Below are 18,706 nucleotides of genomic sequence, written 5' to 3' on the forward strand. Positions count from 1 at the left end.
TGCGGCTAAATAATAGAGATTAATGATATCGAAATAAGAGTGCTACGCATTAATTAAATAAACGTAATAAATCAATTAAGAAGTTTGTTACCTCATCATTATTGATGAGGCGGCTTCACTCATCCATTTTTTGAATATTCGTTATTTGTTGGTTTAGCCAATAGTTGGGCTGCTTTATATGACTTCTGACAATAACGGTGGTTATTAAATAAGGACGAATAGCATGAACCATTTAACAGTGAAAAAAAGCAGTAAAGTTGCTGCTGTTGATTTTGTTCCCGCTTGGGGCGACTTAGAGGGGAATATTCGCCGTCTCGCGGAAGCAGCGGAAAAAGTGGCGGCACAAGGCGTTGATTATGCGGTATTCCCCGAAACGGCAGTAAGTGGTTATTTATTTTCTGATTCAGCAGAATTAGCACCTTATTTAGATACTATCCCAGGAAAAACAACGGCGGCAATTTTACCCATATTGGCGCGTACAGGGATGTATATGAGTGTTGGTATTGCAGAACGTGATACCGAGACCGGATTAGCTTATAACTCAGCCGTTTTAATGGGGCCGGAAGGGATTATTGGTAAATATCGCAAAATTGGTTTGAACTCTCAAGACCAAAAAGTTTTTGCACCGGGAAATACGGGGGTGAAAACATTTGATACCGCGATTGGGCGTATAGCATTATTAATTTGCTATGATGATACTTATTGGCAATATGCGCGTTTAGCGGCATTAGAAGGTGCCCAAATTTTGGGATGGCATTCAGTATCGGACCGTATGATGCCTGATGCAACGCCCGCAGAAATGTTAGGTGATCACTCAACCATTGCACATGTTCAGCATATGAGCGCATTTAATGGGATGTGGGTTATTTGTGCTACGCGTAGTGGCATTGAAACAAATCCAATCACACAAGGTCAGCTTTACTATAATGGTGGGTCGAGTATATGGGCGCCTTCAGGCCATAAAGTGGCTCAATCTCCTGTGTTAAGTCCACTTGAATTAGAGCCGGGTTTGAATGGTATTTTCTGTGCGACTATCGACCTTGATGAGGCGGATAAACAGCGAGAAGCGATACTGGCGAAACGTCGCCCTGAATTATATTTTCCTACGCTGGCTTTTCACCGCAGCCCGACCGATATCAATGCGACAACCACTAAAACGCAAACAACATTCATTGCTGCTCAATGGGATAAATCCACCTCTGACTTGGCTTCGGCAACAGTGGGTGAAAATGAGTTGCTGGTACTACCCGAGTTTTCAGCACTGCCGTACACCAATGACCCTAATGTACTGTTGTCTCACGCGCAGAAGCAGGGGGGAACCTTTGAGCAGGCGCTCAGTAAAATAGCTGCTGATGGGAAAGGCTATGTTGTTGGGAGTTACCCTGAAATTGATGTCGATAAACTCTATCACACGGTTGTATTAGCGGGTCCTACGGGCGATATTTTAGCACGATACCGTGTTACTCACTTGAATGAGCGTGATAAAGGTTGGGCGAGTGCTGGGAACGTCATGAGTGTTACCGCTACACCGATTGGGCGCATTGCGTTGGCGGCGGCACATGAGTTAGAAGTGCTCGAAGTTGGCGGACTTTATAGCACGTTACGTGCCGACATTATTGCGGCCCCTGCTGGAATGCCGAGTGATTTACGTGTTGAAATCGAAAGCCATCTCTATTCGGTGGAGAATCCACCAACAGGACGAGCCGACTTTATCCCTTATGCAATAGCGACGCTAAACCAACTATGGGTTGTGTGTGGGGGGCGTCAAGAACGAGACTTCACCTCAGCGGCAATTTATGGGCCTGAGCCAGTCGTATTAACACCGACTCTGACCGCAGAGCGTGGTGCATCTGATGTTAGGCTACAAGCGCAAGTACCAGCACCGTTTACGTGGATCAATCAGGAACGCCTGATCAGTGGGCAACAGGCGATTTGGTTCACGCCGCTTGTGTCTTAAACCCTTTACCTATATTCATGTTGTTAGGTAGGTAATCGAATAGGTTACCTACCTATTTGATGATAAAGATAAAATGAACATAACAGCACCTCAAACGCTCTATAGCAAGCAAACCCTGATCAAAACACTGCATTTTCTCGGTGTTGTGGCTTCGCTATTTTTGATTGCAAGTATTTCTCTAGAGACATTTCGGCATGATCCATTTTTGGCGCATTCGATTTATTTCGATATTCAATTTTGGATTTGTATTTATTTTACGATCGATTTTTTCATTTTTTTATTTCTATCGAAAAATAGAAAAAAGTTTATCGCTAAATATTTTATTATTATTTTTCTTTCGATTCCGTATTTGACCATTTTAGATTACACATCGATTCAATTTACGGAAGAACAAATTTATTTAATTCGTTTTATTCCTTTATTTCGTGGCGGAGCTGCTTTTGTGATGCTCATGATGATGGTTGTAAAACGAAACACCACGGCACTCTTTCTCTCTTATATTATTCTACTTTTTTCAACAGTGTATTTTATCAGTTTGATCTTTTTTATTTTTGAACGAGGCAATAACGCTGAAGTTAAAAATTATGGTGATGCGATCTGGTGGGCGGCAATGACGGTAACGACATTGGGCTCGAATATCATTCCTGTGACAACCGCAGGAAAAGTCATTACCACTGTATTGGCAGCGACAGGGATGACGGTATTTCCAATATTTACCGTTTATATTACCTCAGTGATCAGTCGCTTAAGCCAAACCAAAAAAGCAGCCTCAGAAAATCCAGATGCACTGTAATCGCTAAAAATAACAATATATTGATAGGTTTAATCACAATGACAACTTCAACACCCAAAATTCCATTTATGCAATTGCCGACCATCGCGTTTTTATTGGCAATCACATCAGGTATGCTCGATGGCTATGCATTTTTTACGACCAAATCATTTGCTACCTTTCAGTCGGGTAATATCATCATGTTAGGCTATGAGTTTGCTAAGCACGGTATTACGGCGGTAATTCCTTATGTTATTGCAATTTTTTCGTTTGGCGCAGGTGCTATGTTATTGGCGTTATTACGTTATAAATACAATACCGATGAGAAAACATGGACATTTACGCTGCTATCTTTAGAAATCATACTGCTGTTACTGCTCATTGCTTATATTTACTTTTTTAAAGTGGAGGCAAGTGGTTTCCACGCGGTATGGGCGCTATCGTTTATTGCGGGTATGCAAGGTAATGCGTTCCATAAAATTAATGGCATGTTATATGGCAATATTGCTGTGACACTTAACGTACAATTAGGTTTTAGCTCATTAGCAGAATCCGTGGCATTTAAAGGGCAAGAGCGCAAAGAGGCGTTATACAAAAGTTATTGCTACTTTTTAACCTTATTTGGCTTTGCTGGTGGTGCTTTTATGATGGCAATGTTAGCTGACTATGCGAGAGAGTACGCATTATTAATTACCCTAATCCCATTATGTTTGATTTTTACCATGGGGCGACATTTCGCAAAAGAAGACAGTAGCTTACCTATTGATTCAAATTAGTCTGAGTCCGTTTAACAAATATAACGCGATATGGGTGATATTCAGGCGTAGTGAAATCACCCATTATCTTTAATATCATCATTTCCTTCCCCACATCACCTCATCTAAAGAAACGGTATAAAGATTGCTTCGCTCTGATATAAAAAGCAGGCGATACGCACGATACAAAGGGAACAAGGTGGCTACTGAGCGACTTTTGTTTTATCCTGAGCGATAGATAACAGCAATTTCCGCTGATAAGCATACAATACGATAGATAGCTCTAGGGAAATCCCCTAGAGCTATCATTTTAAAAATTTGAAAGAGAGCAATGCGATGGGTATTCGTATCGTCCCTAAAGAAGAATTAGGGCAAGAAAGACTAAAAGAAAAAGGTATTGGTTTTATCCCGCCTGTCCTATTCCCGAATTTAAAAAATCTGTATCAACGACGCGCAGAAAGATTAAAAGCACTGGGTGTGGATGAACATCCTTTTGCAGATTATCTTAATTTTGCAGCGGAAGTGGCAACAGCACAAAACAATGCGCAGCATGATAATCCTTTAGAAATGGATATGAATGCGGTATTAGAGCGCGCAACGGCGACCAATAATCCGCCTCTTGATGCGAAAACATTCCCACGTACAGCCCATTGGCATAAGTTATTAAATGCGATTATTGCTGAATTATTACCAGTGGTTCCAGAGTCAGTACGCCCTGCATTAGAGAATCTCGATAAGGCGTCTGAAAATGAGCTTGAAGAGATGGCGACTGCGCTACTTAACGAGCAATTTGAGAAGGTTCCCGCTGATAAATCCATGTTTATTTGGGCGGCATTGTCTGTGTATTGGGCACAAATGGCAGCACAAATTCCCGGAAAAGCGCGCGCTGAACATGGTGATCATCGCCACTTCTGCCCCGTTTGTAACAGCATGCCTGTGTCTAGTATTGTACAAATTGGCACAACGCAAGGCCTACGCTATTTGCACTGTAACCTGTGTGAAACAGAATGGCATATGGTACGTGTCAAATGCAGTAACTGTGAACAAACCCGTGATCTCCACTATTGGTCTCTTGATGATGAAAATGCTGCGGTAAAAGCAGAAAGTTGTGGTGACTGCGGTAGTTATCTCAAAATTCTTTATCAAGAAAAAGATGCGAAAGTCGAAGCCGTTGCTGATGATCTGGCGTCTATCATCCTAGATGCTCGGATGGAAGAAGAGGGCTTTGCCCGTAGTAGCCTTAACCCATTTTTATTTCCCGGTGAAAAATAGTCACTAAAAGAGAGTAATCACGATGGCAGACTCCACCGCCGAACTATACCGCCAGCTTCCTGCTGTTGATAAACTCCTCCAACTTGACGAGGTGCAAACCCTCGTCATCGAGTCAGGACACCACTGGGTAACCGAGCAGTTGCGAGAGATGCAACAGCAAGCTCGCGAGTATATCCGACAACATAGTCAGTTGCCCGCTTGGCATCCTGATTGGGTTGCTGAGTTGGTTAGGCGCCATGGTGCTTTACAAGAAAGCGCATTAAAACCCGTATTTAACCTGACGGGAACGGTGCTGCACACCAACCTTGGTCGCGCGGTGATGGCCTCTTCAGCGATTGCTGCCGTTAATAAGGTGATGAGCTCACCTGTGACTTTGGAATACTCTCTTGATGGCGCGACGCGAGGGCATCGTGATCGCGCTTTGGCTGAATTGCTATGCCAACTCACGGGCGCCGAAGATGCTTGCATTGTGAATAATAATGCTGCTGCCGTATTATTGCTTTTGGCGACGGTGGCTCAAGGCAAGCAAGTTATTGTTTCACGTGGTGAATTAGTTGAAATAGGCGGTGCTTTCCGAGTACCGGACGTGATGGCACAAGCAGGCTGCCAATTAGTCGAAGTAGGAACAACCAATCGGACTCACCTACGTGATTATGCGGGCGCTATTAATGAGCAAACCGCGTTATTGATGAAGGTGCACACCAGCAACTACAGTATTGAAGGGTTTACCGCGGAAGTTGAAGGCGCTGAATTGGCGGAATTAGGTCAACAGCATCAGTTGCCGACCGCAATTGATTTAGGCAGCGGATCAATGATCGATATGACCGCCTATGGACTACCTGCCGAGCCAATGCCGCAAACGTACCTTGCTCAAGGGATTGACCTTGTTTCTATTTCTGGGGATAAGCTACTGGGAGGGCCGCAAGCAGGGATTATTCTCGGGAAGAAAAAGTGGATTGAAGCCATTCAAAAGCACCCGCTTAAGCGTGCCTTACGTGCTGATAAAATGACGTTAGCCGCATTAGAGGCTACATTAAAACTCTATTTAACGCCCGAAAAACTGGTCACGGAGCTTCCAACACTACGCTGGTTAACACGTAGTGCCGATGAAATCAAAGCGCGAGCTGAACGTTTGATCGTTCCATTACAAGCCTTCTATGGCGATAAATTTGTCGTAGAAATGGAGCCTTGTTTATCCCAAATTGGTAGCGGCTCATTACCGATTGATAGGCTACCGAGTTATGCCGTGACGTTTACGCCATTTGATGGGCGGGGCAATACGTTGGCCTTACTGACGGCACGTTGGCGTCACACCGACCAACCAGTAATTGGTCGATTAAAAGATGGCAAATTATGGCTAGATCTCCGTTGCTTAGATGATGAACATGGATTATTGCAGGTATTGTTGTCATGATTTTTGCTACTGCTGGCCATGTTGACCATGGTAAAACATCGCTAATTCAATCAGTCACTGGGGTGAATACGGCGCATTTACCCGAAGAAAAAAAACGGGGTATGACCATCGACCTCGGCTATGCTTATTGGCCTCAACAAGATGGTAGTTCAATCGGTTTTATCGATGTTCCCGGACATGAAAAATTTTTAGGGAATATGTTAGCGGGGGTCGGCGGGATCAACCATGCCTTGCTGGTGGTTGCTTGTGATGATGGGGTCATGGCGCAAACGCGAGAGCATTTAGCGATTTTACGTTTAGCTGGTTGCCAAAATATAACAGCTATTTTGACGAAAGCAGATAAAGTTGATGCAGAGCGAATTGCACACATTTCTTTGCAAGTGAAAAATGAGCTACAGCACCAAGGTTGGCCTGACGCTGCGATATTTGTGACCTCGGCCAATGATGGACGCGGAATTGCGGAATTACAGGCTTACTTACAACAATTACACCAGCAAAGAGCCGATCACCAAAATCGTCAACAACGTTTTCGTTTAGCGATTGACCGTGTATTCCATGTCAAAGGGGCCGGTATTGTTGTCACAGGCACAGCCTTAGCAGGGCAAGTGCAGCTTGGTGATACTTTATGGTTAACGGGCGCTGACACCACTGTTCGTATTCGGGGGATCCACCGCCAAAATCAGCCAGCAGAGCTAGCTCAAGCGGGTGACCGGGTTGCACTCAATTTAGCAGGAGATATTGATAAAGCGGCTATTACACGTGGTGATTGGCTGCTATCAGAGAAGCCTTTCGCTGCGGCAACAAGAGTGATTGTTGAATTAGAGTGTGATTCGGTGATTAAACATTGGCAGCCGGTCCATTTATACCATGGTGCGAGCCATATTACAGGTCGAGTCTCATTATTAACCGAACTTGGCTCGACGCCCTTACTCGCGGAACTCATTCTCGATACACCGTTGTGGCTTGTGGATAATGACCGCCTCATCATTCGTGATATTAGTGCGCGAGAAACACTGGCGTCAGCAAGAGTGATCCGGCTTACCTCTCCACGTCGAGGTAAGAGATTACCTGAATTCATTGAATGGTTAACTCGCCTCTGTATGACAAATGATGAACTTACCCATCTGAAATTACAGTTGCCTAATGGTGAGTTAGATTTAAAGCGTTATAGTTGGGCTCGTCAATTAACCCCGCCCGCCCTTGAACAGCTATTATCACAGGTTGAACTCGTTCGCGTAGGGGATTTGGCTCTTTCTGCTTTTAAAGCCCAAGTGGCGAAAGAACGGCTCGTTCAAACATTAGAAGATTTCCATGAAGTGCACAGTGACCAAATTGGGGTTGGGAAAGCACGCTTAAAACGCATGGCATTACCGACAGTAAGTGAATCATTAGTTTTTAAATTAATTAATGAGTTGATTGCTGATGAGCGTATTAAACAGACCCGTGGTTGGCTACACATGCCACAACATGGGTTAGTCTTTGATACGGAACAACAACAAATTTGGCAACAAATAGCGCCTTTATTCCCTCGAGCCGAGGCATGGTGGGTCCGTGATCTGGCTAAAGAAATCAATCATGATGAAGACGCTGTCCGACGTGCGATGAAAAAAGCGGCACAAATGGGGCTAGTGACGGCGATTATCCGTGACCGCTACTACAGTAGTGATCAAATAAAGCAATTTGCCGAGCTTATTTTGCGTTACTGTACGCATAAAGGAGAAATAGGCGCCGCTGATTTTCGCAATGAATTAGGGATTGGTCGGAAATTGGCGATTCAAATTCTTGAGTTTTTCGATAGAAGTGGCTTCACTAGACGCAAAGGCGATGGGCACTTTTTACGAGATAAAGGCATTTTTGTTGAATAGATTTATCGTCTAAATTAGTTAAAATAGCCAGTCTGTGGCGGCCTTTATCTGTTGGAGGTCGTCGATACTTACATATTTTGTGGTAAACCCGATGAAGAAAAGAGTATTTTCCGCCGTTTATCTAACACTGATATTCATTGCTTCCCTTTTCCTAGTCTTCGAGAAAACGAGTGTGATTTACCCCGGATTGATCTCGGTAAGTGTTTATGCCGTTATCTTTGGGGTGCTCTATCTTGTCTCAGCTAGATGGTTATTCTCTGCCGTTGTTACCAGTACGCTGTTTATTATTATTAAATTCCTTAACCAACTCAAAGTTCACTATTATAAAGAGCAATTATTTTATTCCGATATTAATATCATGACGGATACGTCAAATATGGGAACCTTGGGGCATTATTGGTTAGCTGGCGTTGCATTGATCGGATTATTGATTTTGTTAATCATTAATGCAGTGCTTAGTTGGCGTCTATTACGCCCAACGAAAACATTTTCTTGGCGATTAATCGGCATATTACTTGGCGTTGGTGGCTATTTTGGCGCGAGCTTTGCGGCCTCCCATTATTACAACCAATGGACGGAGACCTTACCTAAAGGTAGAGGAACCGTTACCAACTTGGTTATGTCGGCGAAAAATTCAAATTACCATTCCCCCCAAATTAAAGGTTCATCTGATTATTTTATACAAAAAGCGGCAACGGTATCATTACCCGCATCTGATATAACAGAAAAACCGGATATCTTATTGTTATTACAAGAGTCCACTGTTAATCCAAGCATCTATAAATTACCAGACGGCACTAAACTACCCGATTTATTTATGTTTCAACAGGATAACGAGTTGATCGCGCATAGCCGTATGCGAGTGCAAACTTTCGGGGGAGGAACTTGGTTGTCTGAATTTGCCGCTTTAACAGGGCTAAACAGTGATGACTTTGGCTCGCAAAAAAGTGGTGTCTTTTACTTTATTGTCGATCATCTAAATAACAGCTTGTTTAAAGAGATGAAGGCAAATGGTTATTATACCGTCGTTCTGACGCCATTTAACCGTGGTGCTTACCATTCAGGCCATGCTTATCAAACATTAGGTGTCGATAGAATTATTCAGCCTCAAGAGTTGGGTTACCCAGGAAAATTACAAGATAACTTATGGACGATCAGCACTGAAGATATGCTGAAATATGTCAAAGAAATCTTAGCAAAAGAGACTGATAAACCAGTATTTATTTTCTCGTTAACCATGTATGAGCATGGCCCTTATAAAGAGAGCCATCATGATGATTATGGCTTAAAAGGGAAGGTAAAAAATGCAGACTCCGTTGGTGAATTTAGCCATTATATGGAAAAAATCGTCGCGTCTGATAACGCGATACGCGATTTTGTAGAATTTATGGCGAAGCGCGAACGTCCATTAATGTTTTTATATTTTGGTGACCACCAGCCGGGGATCAGCTTAAATCAATATCAATCTGAATTTTCTAACCCCGCCTTTATCACACAATTTACGTTACGTGATAATTTGAAATCGGGTAATCAGATTAAAACGGGTCCGTTAACCGATATTGCTTTCCTTGGAGGGATAATATTAGAGCGTGCAAATTTACATGTTTCCCCGTTCTATGAAGCGAATATTAAGATGCGTCATTTGTGTGATGGCAAGTTAGATGACTGTGAAGATAAAAAATTATTAGAGAGTTATCACCACTACATCTATCACACATTACAGGCGGCGAATAAAAACGTCGAGGAATAAGGGGTAGGAAAATAGCGGGGCTGTGCTCCGCTATTTTTTATCTCCGCTGCAATCACTGGCGAGTCGCGAGGATCACACTAGAGGCTTTCACTAAGGCGATGATATCGACCCCTTTAGTGAGCGCCATCTCTTTTAGACTTTCATTGGTGATCACGGCGGTTAGCTCAACACCTTTATCGGTGACGAGGAGAACGGTACTGTTGACGGCGCCTTCAATAATATTGCTGATTTTACCGTTGAATTGATTACGGGCTGAAAATTGCAAACCACAGTCCGGTGTGGCGAGTACCACCCAAGGGGCCTTAATAATAGCGACCGCCTCTTTGCCTACCTCTAACCCCAAGGTTTTGCAGCTTTCACAGGTAATGACGGTGGTAAGTTGTTCTCCGTTGCCTAAACTGAGCACCACTTCGTTGTTAACTGCACCTTCTTTAATTTCACTAACTGTACCGATTAATTGGTTACGAGCAGAAACCTGCATGATTTACCCCCTCTCTTTAATAGTAAAAACGACTATTAATTAGAATAAAGGTAAATGTTTAAGTAATCTAAATTATCAATCGTGTTCGTGGATAAGATCACGCCAAGCGTTATGGTGAATTAAACTCCAACTCATAGATATCCCCACGGCAGATGATTTCACTGTACTCAATGATCACGCCACCTTGCAGGGTGCTAGTTTGTTTCACCTGTAATAATGGAGCCCCTACCGTTGTGTTTAACCAATTTGCATACTCTTCATTGCAACTGATCGCTTTCACTTTATGTTGCACGTGATTGAAAGTGATACCTTGGCTTCCCCATAGGGCATAGAGAGAGTCGGTCAGTTTTTCCGGTTCAGGAAGATATTGAGCAGGAATATAGTTATTTTCAAAAGAAACAGGCTGACCATTTGCGATACGGATACGCCTTAATTGCGCGATTTGGCTACCAACAGCTAAACCTAGTTTTGCGGCAATATCGGCCGTTGCTTCGGTGAGTGTGCGCAATAACCACTGTGTGGTGACTGTACCACCTGCTTTAATCACTTGAGAGGTAAAACCACTTTCATGTGATAACGAATAACCTAGATATTTTGCGACTTGAGTACCAACCCCTTGCTGCCGAACAACGGCTCCCTTTTTTTCAAGAGATTGCATTGCTTTACTGATTGTCACTCGAGAAAGATTTAACTGTTGTGCAAGATAGCGCTCTGCTGGAAGATAATCGCCTGCATCCACAATTTTGTGCTCAATCGCGGATTCAATCGCTTGTTGCAATTGGCGATACAGAGGCATTGTGGAATTCACATCTAGTTGATTCTTAATCCATTCAAGAAAGCGTACTTGCATTGTATTTTTCCATAAAACTTTCAACAAATTAAGTTTATAACAGAGTTCAGGATATGCATAATATCATCGATTGGACTTACATTGGCATTATTTTTTAACTGATTGGACTGGTATTGGACTTAATTGCTGCTAATATAATTAGTGTTGTTAAGGAAAGTACTGGGAGTAAAAATGGGCCTGAAACCCAACATTGAAGCGGCGATACTTGGATGCTTATATGGTCAGGCTACAGGGGATGCCATGGGCATGCCTTCTGAACTATGGCGCCAAGACAAAGTTCAACAATTTTTCGGCTGGATAGATCACTTTTTACCAGGGCCAGACGAAAATATTGCCGCGATTGGGTTTCGTGCTGGTGAAGTGACGGATGACACTCATCAAGCAATTGCGTTAATGGATGCGATTATCGCTTGTAATGGTCAGGTAGAGCCGAAGGTGGTTGCACAAAATATTTTAGCGTGGGCAGACCGCATTAATGCCTTTGATAAAAATATTTTTGGACCAACATCCAAGCAATCTCTATTAGCTATTCAAGCAGGCGTTCCAATTAACGATATTGTGTCAAATGGTGTCACTAATGGTGCGGCAATGCGGATAGCCCCTGTAGGGTGCATTGCTTCAACTGCTGATCGCAATCAATTTATAAAAACCGTTGAAGCGGCTTGTATCCCGACACATAAGTCGGACATTGCGATTGCAGGTGCCTGTGTCATTGCTTGGGCAATTAGCCGAGCTATCGAGCAAACTCCATGGCCTCAAATAAAACAAGAACTTCCACTACTCGCCGATGAGGTGCAACAGTTATATGCCTCAACGTTTAGTCCATCTTTAGGCCAACGAATTTTATTGGCCTTTAAGAAGGCTAGTGAGTTGCAAACATGCTCTCCTCAAACAACACTTAAAGAGCTGTACGATTTTATCGGGGCCGGTATGGACACGATAGAGTCTATTCCCTGCGCTCTGGCCATAGTTGACCTAACAAATGGTGATCCTGTCATGTGTGCGAAATATTGTGCCAACCTGGGGGGAGACACGGACACCATTGGTGCTATGGCCGGAGCGATTTCGGGAGCTTTGTCAGGTATTCAATCTTTTCCTGAAGAATGGATTGCAATGATTAACAATTCTAATAATATAGATTTTTATCCCTACGCAAAAATACTCAGCGCCTTACGTCATTAAGGAGAGTTGAATGAGTGCACTACCTGACGCTGCACAAAAAAATGAAGCATGGAAAATCGAAAATACAGGTATTGATATCGTACCTGAGCATGAGCGAACAGCCACTCCTCTTGAGTTATTTTGGATCTGGTCTGCCGCGAATATCGGGATCCTCGGTATTGTTTATGGCGGAATTATTGTTTCTTTTCGTCTCTCTTTCGTGCAATCGCTGCTCGCGGCGATTATCGGTATAGCCAGCTTCGCATTAGTTGGTTACATCAGTTTATCTGGCCAAAAAGGCCGCACCTCCACACTAACACTCTCGCGAACCATTTTCGGCAAAACAGGGAATATAGCCCCGACATTTTTCAGTTGGGTCACTTTGATGGGATGGGAAGCCATCAACATGATCACTGGGACACTGACATTAAAGGCGCTTTTTCAGGTGCTTGGATTTAGTGATTCAGTGACATTAACCGTTGTCTGTATGGTGTTATTTGGTGGTTTAGCTATCACTATTAGCCTACTCGGGCAAGCAACGGTTGTGGTTATGCAAAGCTGGATCACGCGTATCTTTGGCACCATGACCTTGATTGCTGCGCTGTATATTATTTGGCATACAGATTGGCAGGCAGTGTTATCCATGCCTTCTGGTAGCTGGCTAACGGGCTTTTTACCTGCTGTCTCAATTATTGCGGCAGGAACAGGTATTGGCTGGGGGATTGCAGGAGCAGATTACAGCCGTTATCAAAGCGAACGGTCATCAAAATCATCTATTTTTAATGCCGTCACATTTGGAGCGATGCTACCGCTATTTATTCTGTTATTTACAGGGATTTTGCTGTCGGCACGCTTGCCGGAATTAGCTTCCGCTGAAAACCCGATTGCGTTAATTGGTGCAGAGCTGCCAAGTTGGATGTCTATCCCTTATTTATTAACGGCAACTGCGGGTATTATTACTATTGCGGTACTAAGCCTCTATTCTGCGAGTCTCAACTTACTGACGATTGGCATAAAAATTCGCCAAGTTTATGCGGTCGCAATAGATGCTATTTTAGTCATGGGTGTGGCGATTTATATCCTATTTATTTCAGGCGAATTTATTAATTCATTTATTGCTTTCTTACTATTTTGTGGCGTGTTCTTAGCCTCATGGGAAGCGGTATTTATGTTGGATTATGCCGTATTGCGTAGTCGCCAAGGTTATAAGTTTGAGCAACTGTTTGGTCAGTCGAACGCAGGAATTCGTTGGATACCGCTGCTGTGCTGGCTGTTAGGTGCGCTGGCTGGTTTGTTAGTCAGTGATAATGAGTTTATTAAAGGGCCTTGGGCAACAGGGATTTTTGAAGGCTCTAGTTTATCCATTCTTCTTTCATTTGTATTAAGCTTTTTGCTTTACGGCTTATACTTGATGTTTAGTCATTCAGCGGAGAAAGATTAATCATGCGTACCGTTGCCGTGATAGGGGCTGCTGCTGGTGATTGCGTTTTAAGCGTCGCGAGAATGCCACGTAGTGGTGAAGATATTGCAGCCCACGATCACGGCTGGCAAATCGGTGGCTGTGCATTTAATGTTCTTCGTGCTTTAGCTCGTCTACAACTCCCTATAATTAATGGTATTCGTGTGGGCAATGGCCAATGGGGACAGCGAGTTCGCCAAGCGCTATCAGAGCTTGGTGTGTCACCTTTTTTCGTTAGCGAAACCCAAGATAATGGTTGGTGCTTTGCATTAACAGAGCCTAACGGCGAAAGGACGTTTATTTCTATCGCGGGTTGTGAAGAAGAGTGGAATAGGGAGGAGCTACAAACTCTCGCTTTACCGAACGACAGTATTATCTATGCGAGCGGCTACGAACTAGGCTGCTTGCAAGGGGAAGCGTTACAACAATGGTTGCTGAATGACTGCCCAACACAAACCCTCGTTTTAGATTTAGGGCCAAGACTTGCAGCGCTTCCTCAGAATTTCTTACAGCAATTACCCGCCAATAGAACCCTTTTAACGGTCAACCGTGATGAGGCGCGTTTCCTCTGTGGTGAAGGTGACCTTGTAAGGTTGTCAGCGGAGTATGCGTATCGTCGTGGTATTACGCTGATTGTTCGCTTGGATAGCCAAGGTGCTTGGCTATGTCAACCGAATCAACAGCCACTGTTCGTGCCTGCATACCAAGTTGCCGTTGTGGATACGATTGGTGCTGGGGATGCACATACCGCAGGAGTATTGGCGGGATTATCCCAAGGCTGGTCATTACGCGATTGTGTTGACTTTGGTAACCAAGTTGCTGCCATCGTTGTCAGTAAGCAAGGCCCCGCGGGTGCACCGACATTAAGTGAAATTAATCAATCTGCACTATCACAAGCCATACCAGAAACTTTCGAATAGCTCACTGAGAGCATTATTTTATTTCTTTAGAAATAAAACCATTGTTACATTTACAGGTCTTAACTCTAAATGGATATTGAATGCGGCTTATATTGAGTCGTGAGAATGGTTTAATACTAAAAGATAATTAACATGAAATATTTAGTTACTGGTAGTGCAGGTTTTATCGGTTTTAGACTATGTCAGCGTTTATTAGATAGTGGTCATGAGGTTGTTGGGATCGACAACATGAATGCTTATTACGATCAGGGTCTGAAACAGTCTCGTCTACATATTCTTGAGCAATACCCTCAATTTCGTTTTATTCCACTTGATATTACCGACCGTGAAAAAGTCGTGGTGTTGTGTACCCAAGAAGATTTTGACCGTGTGATCCATCTTGCTGCTCAAGCAGGAGTTCGCTATTCATTGCAAAATCCATTTGCTTATGCAGATAGTAACCTTTCCGGTCATTTGGCTATCTTGGAAGGGTGCCGACAGGCAAATGTCAAACACCTTGTGTATGCGTCTTCTAGCTCTGTGTATGGCATGAGTGAGCAAACTCCATTTAGTACCGATATGCCGACCGACCACCCAGTCTCCTTGTATGCGGCAACTAAAAAAGCCAATGAATTGATGGCACACTCCTATTCACATCTCTATCAGTTGCCAACCACCGGTCTGCGTTTCTTTACAGTTTATGGTCCGTGGGGGCGTCCGGATATGGCCTTATTCAAATTTACTAAGGCAATTTTGGCGGGCGAGCCTATCGATGTTTATAATAACGGCAATCTCAGCCGTGATTTCACTTTTATTGATGATATCGTGGAAGGGGTTATCCGTATTTCCGATATAATCCCACAAGCAGACCCAGAAAATGGTTCTCTTTCACCTGCACAAAGTCGTGCGCCATACCGTTTATACAATATCGGTAATGGTCAGCCTGTGAAGTTAACTGACTTTATTACTGCACTTGAAAAATCACTGGGCAAAAAGGCAATCAAAAACTTTTTACCGATGCAGGCTGGGGATGTGTATACCACATGGGCCGATACCGAAGACTTATTTAAGGTCACGGGATACCGCCCACAAGTTTCGATAGAGCAAGGGGTGCAGGCGTTTGTTGACTGGTATCAGTCATACTATCACCTGTAATTTGTCGCTGATGAAGGATCCCTTGTCATACACTAAGATGGATTTGAGAGGTCAGTTTTGAAAATAGCAATTGCGGGTACAGGCTATGTGGGTCTGTCCAATGCCATGTTACTGTCACAACACCACGAAGTGGTGGCAGTCGATATCATTGCCGAAAAAGTGGCGATGCTTAACAACAAACAGTCGCCAATTATCGATACCGAAATCGAGCAATTTCTACGCGAAAAAACACTCAATTTCCGAGCGACACAAGATATTGTCGAAGCCTATACTGGCGCACAATATGTGATTGTGGCGACCCCCACTGACTATGACCCTAAAACCAACTACTTTAATACCAAGTCAGTGGAATCGGTCATTCACGACGTGCAGAAAATCAATCCTGCCGCCACTATCATTGTGAAATCCACCATTCCGGTTGGCTTTACTGAGCGCTTACGTGAAGAGTTTGGCTACACCAATGTGATTTTCTCGCCTGAGTTTTTACGCGAAGGCCGTGCACTTTGGGATAACCTGCACCCTTCCCGTATTGTGGTAGGGGAGCGCTCTGAGCGGGCAGCGATTTTTGCTAACTTGCTGCTGGAAGGGGCCATCAAGAAAGATGTTCCGGTGCTGTTTACTGACAGCACAGAAGCCGAAGCGATTAAACTGTTTGCAAACACCTACTTGGCTATGCGCGTCGCCTATTTCAATGAATTAGATACCTATGCAGAAAGTCGCGGTTTGAACGCACGACAAATCATTGAAGGGGTGTCATTAGACCCGCGTATCGGTAGCCACTACAACAACCCCTCTTTCGGTTACGGCGGGTATTGTCTCCCTAAAGACACCAAACAGTTGTTGGCAAACTACGATGATGTGCCGAATAACCTGATTAACGCCATTGTGGAGTCTAACCGCACACGTAAAGACTTTATTTCCGATGCGATTATTGCCAAAGCGCCACGTAAAGTGGGGGTATACCGTTTGGTGATGAAGGCAGGCTCTGATAATTTCCGTGCCTCTGCGGTGCAGGGCGTGATGAAACGTATTAAGGCCAAAGGTATCGAAGTGATTGTGTATGAGCCGGTGCTAAAAGAAGATGAGTTCTTCCGCTCGAAAGTCTACCGTGACCTTGAGGCCTTTAAAGCGGACAGCGACATTATTTTGGCTAACCGGATGGTGCCTGAAATCGAAGATGTGGCGGATAAAGTGTATACCCGCGACCTATTTGGTAACGATTAACTCCCTTATTTTTTCTGATCTATCACTAGCCAGCTGTTATGCTGGCTAGCTCACAGTGGATACTTGCCATTCTTTAACTATAATCTGCAACAATCGCTAAGAAATGAATGTAGGTAATTGTTAGCATTGGTTGAAACAGATGGTACGGTGAAATGGCGAGCAATGAAAAATATAATAAAGTCACAAAAAAATGGGTATCAGGTCTATCAAAAAGAGAGTGATATCGATTATTGGCAAGTCATTGATGATTATATCCAAGGCAAAATTGTTGGTAAAAATCTCAATAGTGGCAATATGGAGCGCAGTGTCGCTCGTATTACGATTAATGGGAAAAACTACATCATTAAGTGTGAAAAAGAGCGCGATAGTCGTTTAGAAAAGCGAATTATGCGTATGGTGCATGGCCCTTATTTTTCCCGCCTACTTTATCGTTTAGTGCGTGCGCAAAATCAAGGTTGTACTATCACAAATGATATCTATTTTGTGGCCGAAAAGATGCGCTGCCGAGAATCCATTGAAACATGGATTATTGCCGAATATGTTGAGGGCACAGTACTTTCTGAGGTCCGCGATATCACGCCTTATTACCGCGAAATAGCAGCACTTATTAACCAACTCCATGCTTATGATTTAGCATCGAATGATATTCATGCAGGTAATCTGGTGCTCACCGATAATGGACTTAAAATTATCGATTTATCAGACTTTGGTCATCTCGCGATTTGCAAAGCGAATGACTTAATTGCATTAAAACGGTTTTATGGTATCGAACCTGATAAAAAGAATTTTATGTACCAATTTATCATGTTGCGAAATAACATTCGTCATTGGTCACGTAAAATACGTGGTAAGAAAACGCGTTTATAAATGTCGCGATATACGCCATTAACGCTGATTTAGCGTGATGATAATGCGTCCAAAAATTCAGGCACAAAGCTACCCGTTCCACGACAGCGTTGCTTTGCAATTTCGCCTGCTTGTTTCATGATGGCACATGTATTCGCGATATTGGCTAACCGATCTCCGGGTAATGCACAGCTTGCCGCAACAACGGCAGATAACCCACAACCGGTACCGACAACACGGGTCATTATTGGGTGGCCCCCAGAGATAGCCATCGTTCTTTGACCATCGGTAATATAGTCAATTTCTCCACTTATCACGACAATGGTTTGGGCTGTTTGGGCAAGAGATTGGGCGGCAGGTAGGGCATCATTCGTGGTGTTTAATGAATCGACACCTCGACCACCTTGGTTAAATCCTGCTAGCGCCATAATCTCAGACGCATTACCACGAACGGCAGTTGGCGATAAAGCCAGCAGTTCATGACAAAAGCGGGTGCGAAAGGTCAGTGCACCAGCCGCAACGGGATCTAACACCCATGGCTTTTCAGCTTTTTTAGCACTGTGTACCGCTAATGCCATGGCATTTTGGCGGTTTGCGGTCAATGTGCCTACATTAATTAATAAACCATCAGCAATAGCAGCAAATTGCTCCGCTTCTTCGGGTTCAATCACCATAGCAGGGGAACAGCCGAGGGCTAATAAAATATTAGCAGTAAAGGTTTGTACAACGTCATTGGTCATACAATGGATCAGGGGTGAATGTTCAATAAATCGCTGCTTAGTTTTTGAAATTTGCTCTTCTGAAGTCGTTTCAAATTGCATCACTGTCTCCTATGTCACCTGATCT

At 43.6% G+C, this 18,706-nt stretch carries 16 protein-coding genes; 13 read left to right on the plus strand and 3 right to left on the minus strand.

Going from position 1 to position 18,706, the window contains the following annotated elements; all coding sequences use genetic code 11:
• Window positions 1-223: 223 nt before the first annotated feature.
• The 7 genes from PR709_RS13470 to PR709_RS13500 all read left to right on the plus strand — a co-directional run bounded on the left by PR709_RS13470 (window position 224) and on the right by PR709_RS13500 (window position 9,785).
• Window positions 224-1,957: a nitrilase-related carbon-nitrogen hydrolase gene (locus PR709_RS13470; protein WP_272570935.1), complete on the plus strand. Its 1,734-nt coding sequence runs from the start codon at window positions 224-226 to the stop codon at window positions 1,955-1,957.
• Window positions 1,958-2,030: 73 nt separating this feature from the next.
• Entirely contained in the window at window positions 2,031-2,750 is a 720-nt protein-coding gene (locus PR709_RS13475; protein WP_040132612.1) for a potassium channel family protein, read from the plus strand.
• 38 nt (window positions 2,751-2,788) lie between these two features.
• Window positions 2,789-3,505, plus strand: coding sequence for a YoaK family protein (locus PR709_RS13480; protein ID WP_014657173.1), 717 nt, complete (start codon window positions 2,789-2,791; stop codon window positions 3,503-3,505).
• 315 nt (window positions 3,506-3,820) lie between these two features.
• Window positions 3,821-4,756 (plus strand): formate dehydrogenase accessory protein FdhE, encoded by a 936-nt coding sequence (gene fdhE, locus PR709_RS13485; RefSeq protein ID WP_014657174.1) that lies wholly within the window; start codon window positions 3,821-3,823, stop codon window positions 4,754-4,756.
• A 22-nt stretch (window positions 4,757-4,778) separates the two neighbouring features.
• Complete coding sequence (gene selA, locus PR709_RS13490; protein WP_004924163.1) at window positions 4,779-6,170, plus strand: L-seryl-tRNA(Sec) selenium transferase; 1,392 nt, start codon at window positions 4,779-4,781, stop codon at window positions 6,168-6,170.
• Window positions 6,167-8,035, plus strand: coding sequence for a selenocysteine-specific translation elongation factor (gene selB, locus PR709_RS13495; protein ID WP_036942457.1), 1,869 nt, complete (start codon window positions 6,167-6,169; stop codon window positions 8,033-8,035). Before selA ends, selB begins: the two co-directional genes overlap by 4 nt.
• A gap of 91 nt (window positions 8,036-8,126) precedes the next feature.
• Window positions 8,127-9,785 (plus strand): LTA synthase family protein, encoded by a 1,659-nt coding sequence (locus tag PR709_RS13500; protein WP_154635316.1) that lies wholly within the window; start codon window positions 8,127-8,129, stop codon window positions 9,783-9,785.
• Between the two features lie 52 nt (window positions 9,786-9,837).
• Here the strand turns inward: PR709_RS13500 and PR709_RS13505 are convergent, their stop codons facing one another.
• Both PR709_RS13505 and PR709_RS13510 read right to left on the minus strand, forming a co-directional pair.
• A complete protein-coding gene (locus PR709_RS13505) occupies window positions 9,838-10,266 on the minus strand; it encodes a TOBE domain-containing protein (protein WP_004924171.1) in 429 nt (142 codons plus the stop codon).
• A 109-nt stretch (window positions 10,267-10,375) separates the two neighbouring features.
• On the minus strand, window positions 10,376-11,116 hold the full coding sequence (locus PR709_RS13510; protein WP_014657178.1) for a GntR family transcriptional regulator: 741 nt from the start codon (window positions 11,114-11,116) through the stop codon (window positions 10,376-10,378).
• A gap of 171 nt (window positions 11,117-11,287) precedes the next feature.
• On the opposite strand from PR709_RS13510, the gene PR709_RS13515 reads away from it, so the two are divergent.
• The 6 genes from PR709_RS13515 (at window position 11,288) to PR709_RS13540 (ending at window position 17,881) form a co-directional block, all read left to right on the plus strand.
• Window positions 11,288-12,298, plus strand: a complete 1,011-nt coding sequence (locus tag PR709_RS13515) for an ADP-ribosylglycohydrolase family protein (protein ID WP_014657179.1) — start codon at window positions 11,288-11,290, stop codon at window positions 12,296-12,298.
• 10 nt (window positions 12,299-12,308) lie between these two features.
• Window positions 12,309-13,718: a purine-cytosine permease family protein gene (locus tag PR709_RS13520; protein ID WP_004924182.1), complete on the plus strand. Its 1,410-nt coding sequence runs from the start codon at window positions 12,309-12,311 to the stop codon at window positions 13,716-13,718.
• A 2-nt stretch (window positions 13,719-13,720) separates the two neighbouring features.
• Window positions 13,721-14,656: a PfkB family carbohydrate kinase gene (locus tag PR709_RS13525; protein ID WP_004924186.1), complete on the plus strand. Its 936-nt coding sequence runs from the start codon at window positions 13,721-13,723 to the stop codon at window positions 14,654-14,656.
• 132 nt (window positions 14,657-14,788) lie between these two features.
• A complete protein-coding gene (locus PR709_RS13530; protein ID WP_272570936.1) occupies window positions 14,789-15,790 on the plus strand; it encodes an NAD-dependent epimerase in 1,002 nt (333 codons plus the stop codon).
• A gap of 57 nt (window positions 15,791-15,847) precedes the next feature.
• Complete coding sequence (locus PR709_RS13535; protein WP_004924193.1) at window positions 15,848-17,014, plus strand: nucleotide sugar dehydrogenase; 1,167 nt, start codon at window positions 15,848-15,850, stop codon at window positions 17,012-17,014.
• 162 nt (window positions 17,015-17,176) lie between these two features.
• Window positions 17,177-17,881: a lipopolysaccharide core heptose(II) kinase RfaY gene (locus PR709_RS13540; RefSeq protein ID WP_272570937.1), complete on the plus strand. Its 705-nt coding sequence runs from the start codon at window positions 17,177-17,179 to the stop codon at window positions 17,879-17,881.
• A 29-nt stretch (window positions 17,882-17,910) separates the two neighbouring features.
• On the opposite strand, the gene thiM is transcribed toward PR709_RS13540, so the two are convergent.
• Window positions 17,911-18,681: a hydroxyethylthiazole kinase gene (gene thiM, locus PR709_RS13545; protein WP_014657183.1), complete on the minus strand. Its 771-nt coding sequence runs from the start codon at window positions 18,679-18,681 to the stop codon at window positions 17,911-17,913.
• Window positions 18,682-18,706: the final 25 nt, after the last annotated feature.

Source organism: Providencia sp. PROV267, from assembly GCF_028477825.1.
In the GTDB taxonomy this organism is placed as follows: Bacteria; Pseudomonadota; Gammaproteobacteria; order Enterobacterales; family Enterobacteriaceae; genus Providencia; species Providencia stuartii.

What these genes read in the sequence shown, in the direction of transcription:
- PR709_RS13515 (WP_014657179.1), top strand. Translation starts at nt 11,288, where the DNA reads ATGGGCCTGAAACCCAACATTGAAGCGGCGATACTTGGATGCTTATAT.
- PR709_RS13500 (WP_154635316.1), top strand. Translation starts at nt 8,127, where the DNA reads ATGAAGAAAAGAGTATTTTCCGCCGTTTATCTAACACTGATATTCATT.
- thiM (WP_014657183.1), bottom strand. Translation starts at nt 18,681, where the DNA reads ATGCAATTTGAAACGACTTCAGAAGAGCAAATTTCAAAAACTAAGCAG.
- PR709_RS13470 (WP_272570935.1), top strand. Translation starts at nt 224, where the DNA reads ATGAACCATTTAACAGTGAAAAAAAGCAGTAAAGTTGCTGCTGTTGAT.
- selB (WP_036942457.1), top strand. Translation starts at nt 6,167, where the DNA reads ATGATTTTTGCTACTGCTGGCCATGTTGACCATGGTAAAACATCGCTA.
- PR709_RS13525 (WP_004924186.1), top strand. Translation starts at nt 13,721, where the DNA reads ATGCGTACCGTTGCCGTGATAGGGGCTGCTGCTGGTGATTGCGTTTTA.
- fdhE (WP_014657174.1), top strand. Translation starts at nt 3,821, where the DNA reads ATGGGTATTCGTATCGTCCCTAAAGAAGAATTAGGGCAAGAAAGACTA.
- PR709_RS13480 (WP_014657173.1), top strand. Translation starts at nt 2,789, where the DNA reads ATGACAACTTCAACACCCAAAATTCCATTTATGCAATTGCCGACCATC.
- PR709_RS13510 (WP_014657178.1), bottom strand. Translation starts at nt 11,116, where the DNA reads ATGCAAGTACGCTTTCTTGAATGGATTAAGAATCAACTAGATGTGAAT.
- selA (WP_004924163.1), top strand. Translation starts at nt 4,779, where the DNA reads ATGGCAGACTCCACCGCCGAACTATACCGCCAGCTTCCTGCTGTTGAT.
- PR709_RS13475 (WP_040132612.1), top strand. Translation starts at nt 2,031, where the DNA reads ATGAACATAACAGCACCTCAAACGCTCTATAGCAAGCAAACCCTGATC.
- PR709_RS13530 (WP_272570936.1), top strand. Translation starts at nt 14,789, where the DNA reads ATGAAATATTTAGTTACTGGTAGTGCAGGTTTTATCGGTTTTAGACTA.
- PR709_RS13540 (WP_272570937.1), top strand. Translation starts at nt 17,177, where the DNA reads ATGAAAAATATAATAAAGTCACAAAAAAATGGGTATCAGGTCTATCAA.
- PR709_RS13520 (WP_004924182.1), top strand. Translation starts at nt 12,309, where the DNA reads ATGAGTGCACTACCTGACGCTGCACAAAAAAATGAAGCATGGAAAATC.
- PR709_RS13505 (WP_004924171.1), bottom strand. Translation starts at nt 10,266, where the DNA reads ATGCAGGTTTCTGCTCGTAACCAATTAATCGGTACAGTTAGTGAAATT.